The 16,724-nt window shown below is 72.7% G+C and carries 10 protein-coding genes; 6 read left to right on the forward strand and 4 right to left on the reverse strand.

What is annotated here, in order from left to right; all coding sequences use genetic code 11:
* Positions 1-27 precede the first annotated feature (27 nt).
* Together OIE53_RS23550 and OIE53_RS23555 are read right to left on the reverse strand one after the other, a co-directional pair.
* A complete protein-coding gene (locus OIE53_RS23550; protein WP_327023668.1) occupies positions 28-1,845 on the reverse strand; it encodes a VanW family protein in 1,818 nt (605 codons plus the stop codon).
* A 116-nt stretch (positions 1,846-1,961) separates the two neighbouring features.
* Positions 1,962-3,341 (reverse strand): polysaccharide biosynthesis protein, encoded by a 1,380-nt coding sequence (locus tag OIE53_RS23555; RefSeq protein ID WP_327023669.1) that lies wholly within the window; start codon positions 3,339-3,341, stop codon positions 1,962-1,964.
* A 155-nt stretch (positions 3,342-3,496) separates the two neighbouring features.
* Here OIE53_RS23555 and OIE53_RS23560 point away from each other — a divergent pair, with 155 nt between their 5' ends.
* Entirely contained in the window at positions 3,497-4,252 is a 756-nt protein-coding gene (locus OIE53_RS23560; RefSeq protein ID WP_327023671.1) for an FkbM family methyltransferase, read from the forward strand.
* 15 nt (positions 4,253-4,267) lie between these two features.
* Here the strand turns inward: OIE53_RS23560 and OIE53_RS23565 are convergent, their stop codons facing one another.
* Entirely contained in the window at positions 4,268-6,142 is a 1,875-nt protein-coding gene (locus OIE53_RS23565; protein WP_327023672.1) for a hypothetical protein, read from the reverse strand.
* 147 nt (positions 6,143-6,289) lie between these two features.
* Between OIE53_RS23565 and OIE53_RS23570 the strand changes: the two genes are divergently transcribed.
* Both OIE53_RS23570 and OIE53_RS23575 read left to right on the forward strand, forming a co-directional pair.
* Positions 6,290-8,059 (forward strand): hypothetical protein, encoded by a 1,770-nt coding sequence (locus OIE53_RS23570; RefSeq protein ID WP_327023673.1) that lies wholly within the window; start codon positions 6,290-6,292, stop codon positions 8,057-8,059.
* A complete protein-coding gene (locus OIE53_RS23575; protein ID WP_013736401.1) occupies positions 8,056-8,217 on the forward strand; it encodes a hypothetical protein in 162 nt (53 codons plus the stop codon). Before OIE53_RS23570 ends, OIE53_RS23575 begins: the two co-directional genes overlap by 4 nt.
* Positions 8,218-8,306: 89 nt before the next feature.
* Here OIE53_RS23575 and OIE53_RS23580 read toward each other — a convergent pair whose 3' ends face one another.
* Positions 8,307-9,515 (reverse strand): glycosyltransferase family 4 protein, encoded by a 1,209-nt coding sequence (locus OIE53_RS23580; protein WP_327023674.1) that lies wholly within the window; start codon positions 9,513-9,515, stop codon positions 8,307-8,309.
* A gap of 259 nt (positions 9,516-9,774) precedes the next feature.
* Between OIE53_RS23580 and OIE53_RS23585 the strand changes: the two genes are divergently transcribed.
* From OIE53_RS23585 to OIE53_RS23595, 3 genes are read left to right on the forward strand one after another with little or no spacing between them, the layout of a single operon-like run.
* Positions 9,775-11,436, forward strand: a complete 1,662-nt coding sequence (locus OIE53_RS23585) for a substrate-binding and VWA domain-containing protein (protein ID WP_327023675.1) — start codon at positions 9,775-9,777, stop codon at positions 11,434-11,436.
* Positions 11,433-15,872 (forward strand): alpha-(1->3)-arabinofuranosyltransferase, encoded by a 4,440-nt coding sequence (locus tag OIE53_RS23590; protein WP_327023676.1) that lies wholly within the window; start codon positions 11,433-11,435, stop codon positions 15,870-15,872. Before OIE53_RS23585 ends, OIE53_RS23590 begins: the two co-directional genes overlap by 4 nt.
* Positions 15,869-16,690 (forward strand): class I SAM-dependent methyltransferase, encoded by an 822-nt coding sequence (locus OIE53_RS23595; protein ID WP_327023677.1) that lies wholly within the window; start codon positions 15,869-15,871, stop codon positions 16,688-16,690. The genes OIE53_RS23590 and OIE53_RS23595 overlap by 4 nt, the downstream gene beginning before the upstream one ends.
* Positions 16,691-16,724 lie beyond the last annotated feature (34 nt).

Here is a 16,724-nt window from a genome sequence, read left to right on the forward strand (position 1 = left end):
GCCCTCACCGTCCCGCAAGGGGCCTGGTCAGGCGGGTTCCCTGGCGCAGATGAAGCGGGGTTCCGCGTCGTAGGTCCAGGTGAACTTCTCCCGCTTGACGACCTTGCCGTCCTTCTTGATGACCCGGAAGGCGTCCTGAGTGAAGCCCTGGCTGCCATTGGCCGGGATGCAGGTGGGCCCCGGATCCAGGTAGACGGTCCGCGGTGAGGTGATGTTGCGTCGGGGGCCGTACTCCGTCTTGACGCTGTCCCAGATCTTCGTGCTCCAGATCGACACGGTGACCGAGTTGCCGGTGTACGAGGTGTCGATCAGTACCCCGTACTCGGTGTTGTTGCGGAACTTGAAGTCGAGGTTGGGCCAGAAGATCGTGGACTCGATGACGGCCGGGTAGCGGCTGAAGTAGTACGAGTGCGGTTTGTGCTCGACGTCCTCGAGGCCGGCGTAGTACGTCGCGTTGAACAGCGTGGTGGTGAACTGGGAGGTGCCGCCGCCGACCCCGGGCACCAGTTTGCCGTCGAGGATCACCGGGGCGTCCCGGTAGCCCTGGGCGTAGCCCCGCTCCCCGGTGTGGCCGTTGAGCGAGAAGGTTTCGCCGGGCAGGACCACTGTGCCGTCGACGTGCTTGGCGATCGTCACGATGTTCTGGCTACGCGGCGAGGACAGCCCACCGGTGAAGTAGGTGGTGAAGGAGGAGACCTTCTCCTTGATCCCCAGGCCGGCGATCTTCTCCGCGGTGACCTTCGGGGTGACCGGCTTGAGCTCGGCGGGGAGCGTACGACCATCGGTGCGGGGTAGGACGGCCAGCAGGTCCTCGCGGAGGGCGCCCAGGTCCACCTGCTTGCCGGAGCGCCCGTCGACCACCTTCGGCTTGCCCCCGGAGATGGTCATGGTGGCGTTCTTCGGTGCCACCTCGACCTTGTCGAGCCGGTCGCCGAGGGCGGACCGCAGCTTCTTGGCGTCCACGCTGGGGGTCAGCTTGCCGGCCTTGTCGGCCTTGAACCGGAGACTCTTGGCGATCGCCTGCGGCGGGATGGTCACCGTGCCCCGATCGGTGGTCACCTTGACCGGCGCCGAGACCGCCGGCTTGGCCAACTCCTCGACCAGGCGGTCCACCTCCTCGGCGGAGGTGATCGGGTGGTTCTCCACCAGCGGCACGTTCACCGGCTGCCCGTTGAGCCAGCCCTCCTTGACCACCTGCGCCGAGTGCTCGGGGTCGATGGTCAGGCTGGGCTTCGGGTGCCGTGCCTTCGGGGTGGTGCCGGTGAAGGTGATCGCCGGCATGGTCATCTTCCGGCCCTGCTTACCGACGAGCTTCTGCAGCTCGGTCTCCAGCTTCGGCACGTCGACGGAGACCACCGGCTCGATCTCGCGGGACCCGACCAGGCGGTCCACGGCGTGCGCCTGGGCCGCCGCCGCGGCGGCCACGGTGGCTTCCACGTCGACCGTCAGGCCTACCTCGGCCGGGTTGATCTGCGCCGTGCGTTCGCCCACTCGTACCTCGATCGGGGCGGCCAGTTCGGCGGCCCGCCGGTCCAGGTGGGCCTGTAGGTCCCGGGCCGCGTCCGCGCGGCTGCGCCCGCCGAGTTCGGTGCCGAGCACGGTGGTGCCGCGCGGGACCTCACCGACGTACGCCCAGGCGGCCACGACGCCGACCGAGGCCAGCACGGTGGTGGCGATCCCGGTGGCGAGCAGGATCCGGAACCGACGGGAACGCTTCACGCCGCCGCCCTGCGGTGCCACCGGGGCGGGACGCTCCGGTTCCTCGACAGGCCAACTGACCGCTGTCACCTGGACCGTGGGCCGGTCGTCGTCAGCGGGCGGACGGTTCTCGCCGTACAGGGTCACAGCTACCTCTTCGGAAATGGCCGTGGGTGGAACCTTCACCCCGGAGGCAACTACGGTAGCCAACCCGACGGGGTGCCGGGGGTCTCAGCGCGCTGGGAGTCGCCATCGACACGGGTTTACCGCCTACCGGCAGCAGGGCGCTCACGCTGCGTAGTCTCCGGGCGGCCTGCTTCGCCTGTCCTGACGGAGGACCGGCTGCCGGTGGTCGAGTCGGTCACCCGGCTGGGCCGGAAGACCTGCCAGGCCATCGCCGTGGCGGTGACGGCGGCGGCGGCCAGCGCGCAGGACAGGACTCCGGTGAGGGTACGGGGCGCGATGAGGGCGGCCGCGGCGGCCAGGCCCAGGGTGGCCACCCACAGGGGTGCGGCCGGCCACCGGGCGCCGGTCGCCACCCTCTCGTTGACCAGCATGAACACCACCGCGTACAGGGCCCCGGTGGCGGCGAAGAACGGTGCCGTGTCGGCCAGGTGCAGGTAGTCGGCGCCGCCGGCCAGCCGGAAGGCCAACTCGCCGCCGATGGTGGCGGCGGCGACGAGGGCCACCCCACAAGCCATGATCAGACCCAGCGCGGCCAGGCGGGCACGGCGGTCGCCCCGGGCCAGTCGGGGCAGCACCAGCAGGGTGACCACCTGAGGCGCCCACAGCGCACCCTTGGTGAGTACCGAACCGACCGCGTACGCGCCGGATTCGGCGGCGGGCAGCAGTTGGCGGGCGAGGATCAGGTCGGCGTACGAGATGGTGAGCATCGCCAGAGTGGCGGTGCAAGCGGTGGCCACCTGCCGGGCCCCCAGCCCACGCGGCGCGAGGTCCGTCGTGCGCCGCGTCTCGGCGGCTCGCAACAGGGCGGCGGCGGGTTCGTCGGCTCGCGGCGGGGGTGGCACCGTGGGTGGTACGGCGGTGGTGGCGCTCGGTGGGGTGGCCAGGCGGGCCAGGATCGGCAGGGCCAGCAGCCCGGTGACCGCCGCCAACAGCAGGCAGGTGACCGGCCCGGCGCCGAGCAGGAGACCGAGGACCAGGCCGCCGTACCGGCCGGTGGCCACCACGGCCATGGCTACGGCGAGCCGGAGGAAACGCTGATCACCCTGCAACTCACCCAGCCACCGACCGGCCAGCACGGTGGTGAAGGTGGTGGCGGCCAGCAGCAGGGTCAACGGGACCGGCAGCCGGAGGAGGACGGTCAACAGGGGTACCGCGGCCAGGGTGACCGCCCCGGTCAGCGCGGCGGTACGCAGCCCGAGTGGTCCGGCACCGCCGCCACCTGAGCGGGCCCGGTGCGCGGCGACCGCGATCTGGAGCCCGAAGCCGGGTACCGCCGCGATGGCACCCAGCGCCAGGACGGTGGCCAGGGCCCCCAGATCGGCGGCGCTGAGCCGGCGGGCGCCCAGCACCGGGACGACATAGGCCAGGGCGTTGGTCACCAGGGTGGCGAGGGTGACGGCGGCACCGGCCGCACCCAGCCGGAACCGGCTGGTGTCGCTGCCCGTCGTCTGCGTCATGCCACTCCGCGTCTGCCGCCCACCCGACCGGTCGGCTGATCGTCGCCGGGCGAGGGGCCCGACCGGCAAGACGGTACCGGCCGGTAGCCTCCGCGGACAGCCCCTTACCGGCACCCTCTGCCCAGGGCGGCCGCGAAGGTCTAGTGTGCTGCTCCATGGCGTCGACGAAGCTGGCCCCCGCAGCGACCTCCGGCCTGGCGGCCATGCTCCCCGAGCGGCTGCTCGGGGCGGCGATCCGTCGGGTCTATCCACGGGTGGAGCCGGAACTGGCCCGGTTGGCCGAGTTCGTTCCTGTCGGCGGCACGGCGGTGGACGTCGGCGCCTGGTACGGCCCGTGGACCGCCCGGTTGCTGCGGCGGGCGGCGCGGGTGGTCGCGGTGGAACCGACGACCGCACTGGCCGGCCAGTTGCGTACGGCCTTCCCCCGGGTGGAGGTGGTCGAGGCGGCGGTCTCCGACCACGAGGGCACGGCCACCCTGTACCTGCCCGAAGGGGGCGCTATCGTCGGCACCTCCTCGCTGGAGGATCCGACCCAGGGCGCCCCGGTGCCGGTCCGCCGGATCACCCTGGACTCGCTGGGCCTGACCGAGGTGCGGTTCATCAAGATTGACATCGAGGGTCACGAGCTGCCCGCCCTGCGCGGCGCGGCGGAGACCGTCAAGCGGGACCGTCCGGTGCTGCTGATCGAGGTGGAGGAACGGATCCAGCCGGTCGAGCCGCTGCTGGAGCTGCTGACCGGCTGGGGCTACCGCGGCTACGTGCTGCCGGGCCGCGAGTGGGTGCCGCTGGCCGACTTCGACCTCGGCGGGCACCAGCGAGAGGCGATCGTACGGGTCGGGCAGAGCTTCGCCCGCCGGGTCCTCTGGCCCCGGCCCCGGTACGTCAACTCGGTGCTGTTCCGCCCGGAGTGACCCGGCCGGTGACCCTCACTCGGGGCGGGGAGCCGGGTCGCCGATGGCGATCTCGTTGGTGCAGAGCGACACCTCGCCGCTGGTCACGGTCAGTTCCACCGTGTCGCCACCGCCGGTGATGCGGAAGAAGCGCTGGTTCAGGCCCTTGCGGACCGGGAACTGGGCTTCCCCGTCACCGAGCCGCAGGGTGGCGGTGCCGTCCGCCGAGCTGAGGTAGCCGATGCGGACCACCCAGTGCCAGTGGAAGCGCGGCTCGTTCAGCGGCATCCGTACGGTCTTGCCGGTGCTGACCAGGTAGCCGCATCCCTCCTGGGGGCCGGGCTGGATGGTGCTGCCCACGATCGTGGCCACCTGGATGCGGCCCAGGGCGTCGAGGACCGAGGCGTTGTCGGTCTCGTCCACGAAGGTGGGCCGGGTGCCGAAGGCCCGGAAGAACCGGGACTGGAGGTTGTACGGCGAGGAGAGGCGGGGAACGACGTTGTCCGGCACCGGGGCGTCGAAGAAGACCGTGTCCGGCGGTGCGCTGGCCATCTCGATCCGCACGGTGTCGATGTACGACCGGCCGGACTTCGCCTCCCACTCGTCGCCGTACCGGGCGGTGGTCCAGACCGTGCCCAGGCCGACCGCGACCAGGACGAGCACGAGGGCGACCGTCACCGACTCCCGGTAACGCTCCGGTACCGGGCCGAGTAGTCCCGGCTCGGGCGGGTCGGCCGGTGCCGGGGGCACGGTGGTGCTGGTGGTTCGGGCCAGCCCGACCACGGCCACCCCCAGGCAGATCGCCGCCACCACGACGACGTCGCTGACGTACCGGGGCACCCCACCGGCCACCCCGCTGAAGGCCGAGCCGAGCCGGGTCGCGGCCAGCATGCCCGCCACCATGGCCAGGTAGGCCGCGAGCAGCAGCCAGGCCCGCCCGGCCCGGCGGCGCTGGCGTACGGTCGCCGCGACCACGGCGGCGACGATGGTCCAACCCACCCAGGTGCCCAGTTGGGGCGGTGCGGCGACGGGGGCGCCGTCACCGGCTCCCAGCCACTGCCACGGGCCGCCGACCAGGCCGGGAATCACCGTGGACCCGAACATCTGGGTCAGGAAGGAGAACACCTCCCCGACCGATTCCGGGCGACGCAGCGAGGACTCCGAGCGGGTCAGGTAGGCCGCCGCGAAGCCCAGGGACAGCACGGTCAGCACCAGCCAGGAGGGCCACCACCGGCGGATGGTGGTCCAGACGGCGCGTACCGGGCCGCCGTCGGCGTAGCAGGCGACCGTCAGCAGGAAGACCAACGGCACGATCAGGATCGACTTCTCGAAGAAGAAGAGGCCGAGCAGTACGGACAGGGCCAGGGTCACCAGGTGCCGTCGGCGTCCGGTCTGCACGTAGCCGACCTGTGCGCCGACCGCCAGCACCATGGCGATCTGCATCGGCAGCATGTTGACCCCGACGGCCCACCAGGTGCTCGCCTCCAGGGTCAGCGGGCTGAACAGCAGCAGGCCGAGCGGCAGGAGTAGCAGGGCGGAGGGCCGCAGCATCCGGCGCAGCAGCCGGAAGAAGGTGATCCCCAGAATCGCCTGGCCGATCGACATGAGCAGCACGTACGGCCAGTAGGCCAGGCCCACGTACTCGGTGACCAGCCAGATGAGCAGCCGTCCGCCGGGCATGAGGTGGTTGTTGTAGAGCTCCAGCAGATGGGTGACCGTCAGCCGGGACTCCGCCGCCTGGGTGATCAGCACGTAGTCGTCGGCGGCCAGGAAGCCACGGGCGGCCACCTGGGCGCGCCACAACACACTGATCGCGATCATGACCAGTGCCGCCGTGCCGATCCGGTCGCTGCGCAGCCAGCCGCCCGTCCTACTCGGTGCCGTTGTCACGCTGTCCCCCGCCGATGCCATGGCGGGAAGACTGCCATACCGCTCACCGGGTCCCCTATCAGGTCAACGGCTGGTGCAACCGGCGGCGCCGGGTGCCTGGCGGGGCGGTTACAGTGGCCGCCACCGACGCGGCCACCTCGCCGCGTACCGGCTAGGTGAGGTCGACGGATGCGGGAACGGAGCGGCTCGGTGCCCGAGGGTGGCGCCGATGCGGCGGTCGGCCGTCGGTCCTGGCTGCCGCATCTGGTGGCCGCCGCGGTGACGGCCGTCGTGCTGGCACCGTTGGCCCTGCCCGGCTACCTGCTGCGGTACGACATGGTCTTCGTGCCCAGGCAGACCCTGAGCTGGGAGCTGATCGCCCCGGCCACCGCCCTGCCCCGGGCGGTTCCGCAGGACGCCGTGGTGGCCTTGGCCAACCAACTGGTTCCGGGGTGGCTGCTGCAACGCCTGGTGCTGGTGGCGATCGTCTACTTCGCCGCCCTGGGGGCCGCCCGGCTGGTGCCGACCGGACGGACCGCCGTGCGGGTGGTGGCCGCCCTCGGGTACGCCTGGACGCCGTACCTGGCCGAGCGGCTGCTGATCGGTCAGTGGGGACTGCTGGTCGCGTACGCCGCCCTGCCGTGGCTGGTGCGCGCGGCCTTCGGGGTGCGGGCCGGTGAGCGGGGGGCGCTGAGCCGGCTGCTGCTGGCGGTGGCGGTCTCCGCCATCACCCCTACCGGTGGCCTGCTGGCCCTGGTGGTCGTCGTCGTCCTGACTCTCGGGCGGTACCCGGGTGCGGCCCGCGCGGTGTCGGTCGGGGTGGGGGTGAGCCTGCTGCTGAACGCGCCCTGGCTGGTGGCCGGGTTCACCAGCGCCGGTGACGGCCGCTCCGACCCGGCCGGGGTGGCCGCCTTCGCCGCCCGGGCGGAGAACTGGGCCGGTCCACTGGTGGCGCTGGCCGGCACCGGTGGCATCTGGAACGCCCAGGCCACCCCGGCCTCGCGGGCCGGGCTGCTGGTGCCGTTGGCGACCGGGCTGCTGCTGGTGGTGGCCGCTGTCGGGGTACCGCTGCTGCGGCGTCGCTGGGCGGGGCGGGGGGTCGGTCGGCTGGGCCTGCTGGCGGTCGGGTCGTGGCTGGCGGCCGCGCTCGGGGTGCTGCCCGGTGCGGCGGCGCTGCTCGGCTGGTCGGTGGCTCATCTGCCGGGGGCGGGGTTGCTGCGCGACGGGCAGAAGCTGCTCATGCCGTACGCCCTGCTGTTGGCGATCGCGGTGGCGTTGGGGGCGGAGCGGCTGGCGGACCTGCTGACTGCCCGGTTCGACCTGGCGACCGGGCGGGTGTTGCTGGTCGGGGCGGCGTTGCTGCCGGTGGCGGTCCTGCCCGATCTGGCCTTCGGTGGGGCGGGTCGGCTGCGTCCGGTGGCCTGGCCGGCGGACTGGGCGACCGTCGCCCGGCTGGTGGAGCAGCGGCCGGGTGAGGTGGTGTCGCTGCCGTTCCAGGAGTATCAGAGCTACCCCTGGAACCGGGGGCAGGTGGTGATCGATCCGGCGCCCCGGTATCTGGGGGTGCCGGTGGCGATCGACGACACCTTGCGGGTGGACGGCACGGCGGTGGCCGGTGAGGACCCCCGCGCCGCCGGGATTCGGCAGCTGCTGGACGCGAACCAGCCGGTGGCGGCGGCCGGCTCCCGGTGGGTGCTGGTGCAACGGGCGGCCGGCCCGCCGGTGGACCCGGCGACCCTGGCCGGGCTGCACCGGGTGTACGCGGGCGAGGACCTGACCCTGTACGAGAACCCGCAGTGGCGACCCCCGCCCACCCCCGCCCGCCCGGGGCCGGTAGGCCTGGCGCACCTGTTGGCCGGAACGGCGGTGCTGGCCATCGGTTTTTCGGCCGCTGCGCGACGGTGCTACCGCGTGGTAGCGTCCCGGCACGCGAGTCCCGCGGAAGGAGAAGGTGGATGAGGAACCTGCCCGCGTTCGTGGCCGTCGGGGTACTCGGTGTGGTGCTCGGCATGCTGGGCAGCGTCGGTCTGGCGAACGTGCTCAGCCCGTCCGCCAAGGAGGCCGCGAACTCCAAGGTGAGTGAGCAGACCGAGGCCCCGCTGTACGGCACGCGCTGACCTCGAACGAGGCGAAGGCGCCCGCATGATGCGGGCGCCTTCTTCGCGTGTCTACGTCGTCCGGCCGCCGGACGGTCCTGATCGGCGGGTCAGCTTCCGGCGGTGACCCGGGCGGTCGTCTTCCGGTCGTGGCCCGCGCGGTCGTCTCCGGCGGTGGCCTGGGCGATCAGTTGGGCGAAGCGGGTGCCGGTGGCGGTCCAGGTGAACTGGGCCGCGTGGGTCAGCGCGGCCTCACCCATCGCCTTGCGGCGTACGTCGTCGGCCAGCAGTTCCCGGACCACGGCGGTGAACTCCTGCTCGCTGTCGACGAGCAGTCCGGTCTCCGTGTCGACCATCGCCTCGGCCACCCCACCGGCGTAGCGGAAGGCCACTGTAGGGGTGCTGCACGCGGCGGCCTCCACGATGGTCAGTCCCCAGCCCTCCTTGAGTGAGGGGGTCAGGGCCAGCCAGGCCGAGCAGAGCAGGGCGTGCTTCTCCTCCTCGCTGACGAAGCCGGTGAACCGGACCCGGTCGGTGATGCCCAGGGACTCGGACAACTCGCGCAGGGGTCCCTCCCACCAGCCCTGCCCGGCCACCACCAGTTCCAGGCCGGGCAGTTCGTCGACCAGTTCGGCGACCGCCCGCAGGGCGATCTCCACCCGCTTGTGCGGCACCAGTCGGCCCAGCACCAGCAGCGAGGGGTGCGGGGTACGCGGCAGGGCAGGGCCGGTCACCGCGGGGGTGCCGTTGGGCACCACGTCGATCCGGTCGGCGTCCACCCCCAGGTCGGTCAGCTCGGCCCGGCTGGCCTCGGAGACGGTGACGTACCGGCAACGGCGGTAGAGGCGGACCGCCAGCCACGATTCGATCCACCAGCCCAGCCGACTCATCCAGGGGCCGAACACCACCGGCCACTGTTCCCGGTGCACGTGGTGCACCAGGGCGATGACCGGCCGACCGGCATAGAGGGGGGCGAAGAAGGGCACCCCGTTGCAGACGTCCACGACCAGATCCGGTCGACCGAGACCACGGCGGCCCAGCGGGCCGAAGCCGAACCGGCCGACCAGACAGATCAGCGCCGCCCGCAGGTAGACCGTCATCCGGGAGCCGCGGCGCAGCACCCGTACCCCGGTGTCGGTGGTCTCGGCCGGTCCCCCCTGGTCGTGCGCGGCACAGAGCAGAGTCACCCGGTGACCGGCGGTGACCAGTTCGGCGGCGATGCGTTCGATGTAGACCTCGGAGCCGCCGCCTTCGGGGTTGGTGGTGTCGCGCCAGTTGAGGAACAGAACGTGGCGGGAGGGGGTGTCGGAGTGGTCCACGCTGCTCCTACCGACGAGTAAGTGAGCACGATCGCGCCACCCTAGGGCGGTGCGGCCCGGGTGCGCAATGGGCAGATCCGGCAGGGTGGGGTCCGATGTCGGTTCGTCGATCAGGGGTTTGCCGAGGCGGACAAACCTTGGCAGGGTGTGCAGCGCAACAGCGTGCGATGCTCGCCTGCCCGGTGCGGTGAACCCGTCGCGACGCCTGTGACCTGCGATGGCGTGTCGTCCGCAGGGGTGACGAGGAGGTGAGGCGGCGGTGGAGGCCGACCGTCGCGCGCCCACGCGCGCCCTGTCCCACCGCTCCCCGGTGGTGCTGCTCAGTGCCGCCCTGGCGGTGCTGCTGGCCGGCTGGGCGGCGGTGGCGTACGTGCGCGCCGACCGGGGCACGCCGACCTGCGTCGAACAGGTACGGCTGCGGGTGGCCGCCGCCCCGGTGATCGCGCCCGCGCTGGACCGGGTGGCCCGGGCCAACACCGGCAACCAGCCGTGCGTCTCCGTCGAGGTGCAGGTGCGGCCCTCGGCGGAGGTGATCCGGGAACTAGCCGAGGGTGGCGAGGTGGCCGACGCCTGGCTGCCGGAGTCGACCTTCTGGCTGCGGCGGGCCCGGGCCGCCGGTGCCTTCGAGGTTCCCGCCGCAGGCACCTCGGTGGCCAGCACCCCGGTGGTGCTGGCGGTGACCGACCGGGTGGCCGGTCGTTCCGGCTGGCCGGCCAAGCCGCTGACCTGGAAATCCCTGCTCGGTGCCGAGCGTACGGTCGGGCTGCCCGACCCGGCGGCCGACCCCGCCGGGGTCGGCGCCCTGCTGGGGGTACGGATGCTGGCCGACGAGAACGGCGACTCGGCGGCGACTTGGACGGCCACCCTGCGGCGCCTGGCCACCGACACCTTCAGCCCCGCCGAGCAGACCAGTTTCCTGAATCCCGGCCGGGACCTGCCGGGCGGGGTGGACATGGTCGCCGCCACTGAGCAGGCGGTGCTCGAACACAACGCGTTGACCACCTCCGGCAAGAAGCTGGTCGCCGCGTACCCGGAGATCGCCGTTCCCTGGCTCGACCTGCCGTACGTGGTGCTGCCCTCCGCCGAGGGGCGGGCGCGGGACGCCGCGGCCGGGTTCCTGGCCGAACTGCTCAACAGCACCGCCCGGGAGATGCTCCTCGGGCACGGCTTCCGGACCGCCTCGGGTTTCCCGCCGGCCCTGCCGAGCGACGACCGGCTGGCCGCGGAGGAACGTCGACCGGTGCCGCTGCCGGACGAGGAGACCGTCACCGAGGTGCTGACCGGTTGGAGCGGGGTGCAGCGCAGCGCCCGGATCCTCACCCTGCTGGACGTCTCCGGCTCGATGGCGGCCCAGGTGCCCGGCGGGGGCACCCGGCTCGAGGCGACCGTCCGTGCCGCCGAGGCGGGTGCGGCCCTGTTGCTGGACAACACCGAACTGGGTGTCTGGGCCTTCGCCACCAGGCTCGACGGTGAACGGGACCATCGGGAGATCCTGCCGGTGGCGCCGCTGGGCGCCCAGCGCGAACGGTTGGCCGAGGCCCTGGACACCGTCCGGGCCAAGCCCCAGGGCGGCACCGGGCTGTACGACAGCACCCTGGCCGCGTACCGCGACGCCCGGCGGCACTGGACTCCCGGGCGGATCAACCTGGTGCTGGTGATGACGGACGGCCGCAACGAGGACGACGACAGCATCGGCCGGGCCGCCCTCCTGGCCGAACTGAAGCGGATGCAGGAACCCCGCCGCCCACTGCCGATCATCTTCATCGGGCTGGGCGAAGAGATCGATCCCGAGGAGTTGAAGGCGATCGCGAAGGTCACCGGCGGGCGGGTCTTCGTCACCGCCCAGCCCAGCGGCATGCGCCGCATCTTCTTCTCCGCCCTGGCCGACCTGAGCTGCCTGCCGCCGGAGTGCCGCCGATGAGCCGGCTGCCGGCACCCTCGGTGAGCAGGCTGGTGGCTCGGCTACGCCGCTCGCCCGGCACGGTGTTGTCGCTGCTGCTGCTCACCGCGATCGCCTTCGCGCAGCGGCCCGGTCAGGTCACCTTCGACACCAAGATCGACCTGGCCGCCAACCCGATCCACTTCATGGCCCGGGCCCTGCACCTGTGGAACCCGGAGGCCACCGCCGGGGAACTGCAGAACCAGGCGTACGGCTACCTGTTCCCGATGGGGCCGTTCTTCGCCGTCGGTCAGCTGCTGGGGGTGCCACCCTGGATCACCCAGCGACTGTGGACGGCGTTGCTGCTCGCCGCCGCCTTCTACGGGCTGCTGCGCCTGGCCCGGGTGATGAACATCGGCACCGAACCGACCCGCTACGCGGCGGCCCTCGGCTACGCCCTGGCCCCCCGTATTCTCACCGAGATCGGCGCGCTCTCCTCGGAGAGCCTCTCCGCCGCGATGCTGCCCTGGGTGCTGCTGCCGCTGGTGGCCGTACGCCGGATCGGTTCACCCCGCCGGGCCGCCGCGCTGTCCGCGCTGGCCGTGCTCGGCATGGGTGGGATCAACGCGGCCGTGGTGCTGATGGCCCTGGTGCTGCCCGGTGTCTGGCTGCTCACCCGACGCTGGGACGCCGCACACCGGCGGCTGGTCGCCTGGTGGTGCGTCTGCGTGCTCGGGGTGTGCCTGTGGTGGATCGTGCCGCTGCTGCTGCTCGGCCAGTACAGCCTGCCCTTCCTGGACTTCATCGAGTCCTCCACCACCACCACGGCGGTGGCCTCGCTGTTCCAGGCGGTGCGCGGCACCAACCAGTGGGTCGCGTACATCGTGCAGGGCGAGCCGTGGTGGCCGGCCGGGTGGCTGCTGATCGACCACCCGGTGTTGATGGCCCTCACCGCGGTGGTCGCGTTGATCGGGCTGGCCGGGCTGGCCGGCAACCTGCTGCCGCAGCGCCGGTTCCTGGTGGCCGGTTTCCTGACCGGGCTGACCCTGCTCACCATCGGCTACGTCGGTGCCCTGGACAGCCCGGTCTCCGAGGTGGTCCGAGGGCTGCTGGACGGGCCGTTGGCCCCGCTGCGCAATGTGCACAAGCTGGACCCGGTGCTGCGGCTGCCGCTGATGCTCGGCTTCGCCCACGGTGTCGACGCGGTGGTCACCCGGATGCATCACTCGCCGGCCCGACGTCGGCCCGGTCTGCGGCTGCGCCCGCTGATGTTCGTACCGGTGCTGCTGCTCGTGCTGGGGGCCGCCGCACCGGCCTGGCTGGGGCAGCTGCGTCCCGGCCCGGGTTGGGCGGACCTGCCCCCGCACTGGCGGTCCGCGGCCACCTGGCTGGCCGATCGGGACGCGCTGGCCCGCACCCTGATGGTGCCCGGCGCCGGGTTCGGGCAGTACGAGTGGGGGCGTACGGTCGACGAACCCCTGCAGGCCCTGGCCGGTGCGCCGTGGGCGGTCCGGCACCAGATCCCGCTCGGCTCGGCCGGTAACACCCGGATGATGGACACCGTCGAGGAGGTGCTGGCCAGCGGCCGTGGCTCCGCCGGGCTGGCCGACCTGCTGGCCCGCTCCGGATTCCGGCATCTGCTGCTGCGCAACGACCTGGACCGGACCCAGGTGGACGCCCCGCCGGTGGCGGTGCTGCGTCGGGCCCTGGCCGAGTCGCCCGGCATCACCCGGGTAGCCACCTTCGGCAGCACCGAGGTCCTGTCCCGGATGATCAACAGCCCGGTCGACGAGGGCACCCCGGTCCTACCGGCGATCGAGGTGTACGAGGTCGACCCGCCGGTGCCGGTGGCCTCGGCGGTGCTCACCGCCGACGTGCCCACCGTCAGCGGGGGCCCGGAGTCCCTGCTGCCCCTGCTGGAGCAGGGGGTGGTGGAACGGGACCGGCCGGTGGTGCTGGCCGGTGACCGGGAGCAGACACCGGAGGCGACCGGTGACACCTGGATCGTCACCGACGGCCTGCGCCGCCGGGAACGCGACATCGGCCGGGTAGGGAACAACCTCTCCCAGACCTTGACCGCTAACGAGGAGGGACGACAGGGCCGGGTCGCCCTGGACCTGCTGCCCTTCGCCGGTGAGCAGCATCAGACCACGGCGACCTACCAGGGGGTACGCGAGGTCTCCGCCTCCTCGGCGGTGAGTTTCGTGGACACCCTGGGCCCCGCCGACCCCTCCCGCCTGCCCTTCGCGGCCATCGACGGCCAGTCGCACACCGCCTGGCACTCGGCGCCGCTGAGCGGGCCGATCGGGCAGTGGCTCCAGGTCGACCTGGACACCCCCCGACAGGTGGAGAACGTACGCCTGGAGTTCGTCACCGACCTGGCCGTGGGCTGGCCGGTGACCAAGTTCCGGCTCACCACCGACCGGGGTTCGGTGGATCACGAGGTGGCCCCGGTGCTGGGCGGTCACACGTACTACACCCTGCCCGGCCCGACCAGCCGGGTGCGGGTCACCGTGCTGGCGGTGGCCGAGGGACGCCTGGACGGTGCCGTGGGCATCCGGGAGCTGACCATCGCAGACACCGAGCCGCGGCGGGTGCTGCGCACCCCCACGGACCTGCCGCAGAATCCGGCCGCGCCTCTGAGCTGGGTGTTCAGCCGGGGCCCGGCCGACCGCCCGGCGTGCCACCTGACCGAGGCGGCGGAGGCGGACCGGATCGTCCCGGTCGGGTCGGTGAGCAGGCCACCGGTGCGGGCCGCCGACACGGTGATCCGCTGCGACCGGTTCCTGGCCCGGGTCGGTGAGGAACCGCTGGGAGTGGACCGGATCTTCCGCAACCCGGCCGCCGGCACGTACCGGATGGCGTTGCAGGCGATGCCCCGTCCGGGCGGCGAGCTGAAGCTCTCCGGGGTGGGCGTGACGGCCGGCGCCTCCTCCCGGTTGGCCGGCGACCCCGCCGTGACGCCGTACGCGGCTATCGACGGCGACCCCGGTACTGCCTGGCTGGCCGACACCGGTGACCTGCGCCCGACCCTGCGGCTGAGCTGGTCGGGCCCGCGCCGGATCGACGAACTGCGGCTACGGGCCGCGCAACTGCCGATCGGCTCCCTGCCCGACGAGGTGGAAATCCACACCCCCGGGCGGGAGGTGGTGGTGCCGGTCAGCCCCGACGGGACGGTGACCTTCCCGGCGGTACGCACCGACCGGATCGAGATCGTGGTGCGCTCGACCGAACTGCGGATCGCCGACCAACGGGGCAACGGCTGGCCCGCCACGGCCGGGATCGCCGAGGTGGAGATCCCCGCCCTGGCGAAGCTGCTGAAGCCGATCGACGCCGAGACCCGGGTGGTAGAACGGTGTGGTGACGGACCGACCGTCGAGCTGGACGGCCAGCGCTACGCCACCTCGGTCAGCGCCCGGTTCGGCGACGTGCTGGCGGGTCGACCGGTGCCGCTGCGGATCTGCGGGGCGGGCGGCGCGGTGCTGGACCTGCCGGCCGGTGGGCACCGGCTGGCGACCTCCCCCTCGAAGGGGTTCCTGGTCCAGTCCGCGAGCCTGCAACCGGTGCTCGACCCGACCTCGCCTGCCGGCGACGACTCGGGTTCGCCGGAAGTCGACGGGCCCCGGCATCGGGCCGTGACCGTGCTGGACTGGGCGCCGACGGATCGTCGGATCCGGGTCGCCGGTGGGGAGTCGGCGCTGCTGGTGGTGCCGGAGAACGCCAACCCGGGCTGGCAGGCCACCCTCGACGGTGCGCCGCTGACCGCCACCCGGGTCGACGGGTGGCAGCAGGCCTGGGTCCTGCCGACCGGTGCCGGAGGTGAGGTCAGGCTGATCTTCGCCCCGGACCGGGCGTACCGGGGAGCCCTGCTGATCGGTGCCCTGACGGCCGTGGGGGTGCTGCTGCTGGCCGCCTGGCCGGTGCGCCGCCGGCTGGCGGTCGGCACCGAGGCGCGGGCTGCGGTGGACGGTGGCCCGGCGGGGGTGATCCCCCCGGAGGCACCCGCCTGGCTGATCGGTGGCCTGCTGGTGGTGCTGCTCGCCGCCCTGGGCGGGGTGTTGCCGGTGGCGATCGTGCTGGCCGCGATGGTGCTGCGGCAACTGGCCGTACGGGCCCTGCCGGTGGTGGTGCTGGGCGGGCTGACGGCGGCCACGGTGATCTCGGTGACCGGCCGGGTGCAGGGTCACGGACAGGCGTGGGCCTACAGCTCCTGGGTGCAGGCGGCGATGCTGGTGGCGATCGGTGCGGTGGTCGCGGCGGTGATGCCCGCACCCGGCGTACCGGCCGACCTGCCAGTCCCACATGATGTGACGCCGGGCACATCCGGCGAGCTGACGACGGCCCCCGAGGCCAGGACTGATGGTGAGGCCAGGCCCGACGGTGAGCCGGCGGAGGCTCCCGAGGCCAGGACTGATGGTGAGGCCGGGACTGACGGTGCGGTCAGGGCCGATGGTGAGGACGGGACGGTGACGCGGTGACGGCTACTGACGATCGGGCGCGGCGGGCGGCGCGGCGTCGCTTCGCCACCCTGCGCCGGTCGGTGACCCTGTTCCGGGCCTTCCTGGTCGAGCAGACCGACCCGGACCACTTCTACGGCCTGCTCGCCGACGACTCGGTGCGCCAGGTGGAGGGCTACACGGAGCTGGCCGGCCGGACCGTGCTGGACGTGGGCGGTGGGCCGGGATACTTCGCGGCGGCCTTCCGCGCGGCCGGGGCCTACTACGTCGGGCTGGACCCGGACGTGGGGGACTTCTCCGCGGCCGGGGAGTCTGTGGCCGGGATGCTGCGGGGCAGCGGGACGGCTCTGCCGGTACGCACCGGCAGCGTGGACGTGGCCTTCTCCTCCAACGTGGTGGAACATGTCGCCGAACCGCCCCGGATGCTCGACGAGATGGTCCGGGTCACCCGGCCCGGCGGGTTGATCTTCGTGTCGTACACCCCGTGGTTTTCGCCGTGGGGCGGGCATGAGACCGCCCCCTGGCACTACCTCGGCGGCGACCGGGCCCGGCGTCGGTACGAACGCCGCACCGGACGGCCGCCGAAGAACCGGTTCCGGGAGACCCTGTTCCCGGTGTCGATCGCGGAAACCCTGCGCTGGGCGCGGGGCAACGGCGAGATCGAGATGGTCGATGCGTTACCTCGCTATCACCCCTGGTGGGCGCGCTGGGTGATCCGGGTGCCCGGTGTCCGGGAGGTGGTGGCCTGGAATTTCGTCCTGGTGTTGCGCCGCCGCACCGAGCATCAGCCCGACACGGTGCAGAAATCAGAGCTGACCGGGGGTCGCGTTGCTATGTGACCAAGTAGTAACCTCGCGGCCATCCCACTGATTG

It is taken from the genome of Micromonospora sp. NBC_01739, from assembly GCF_035920385.1.
Lineage (GTDB): Bacteria > Actinomycetota > Actinomycetes > Mycobacteriales > Micromonosporaceae > Micromonospora.

Bases quoted from the DNA above. Each gene is read 5' to 3' on its own strand.
- OIE53_RS23575 (WP_013736401.1), top strand. From the start codon at position 8,056: ATGAGGAACCTGCCCGCGTTCGTGGCCGTCGGGGTACTCGGTGTGGTG.
- OIE53_RS23565 (WP_327023672.1), bottom strand. From the start codon at position 6,142: ATGGCATCGGCGGGGGACAGCGTGACAACGGCACCGAGTAGGACGGGC.
- OIE53_RS23560 (WP_327023671.1), top strand. From the start codon at position 3,497: ATGGCGTCGACGAAGCTGGCCCCCGCAGCGACCTCCGGCCTGGCGGCC.
- OIE53_RS23555 (WP_327023669.1), bottom strand. From the start codon at position 3,341: ATGACGCAGACGACGGGCAGCGACACCAGCCGGTTCCGGCTGGGTGCG.
- OIE53_RS23570 (WP_327023673.1), top strand. From the start codon at position 6,290: ATGCGGGAACGGAGCGGCTCGGTGCCCGAGGGTGGCGCCGATGCGGCG.
- OIE53_RS23590 (WP_327023676.1), top strand. From the start codon at position 11,433: ATGAGCCGGCTGCCGGCACCCTCGGTGAGCAGGCTGGTGGCTCGGCTA.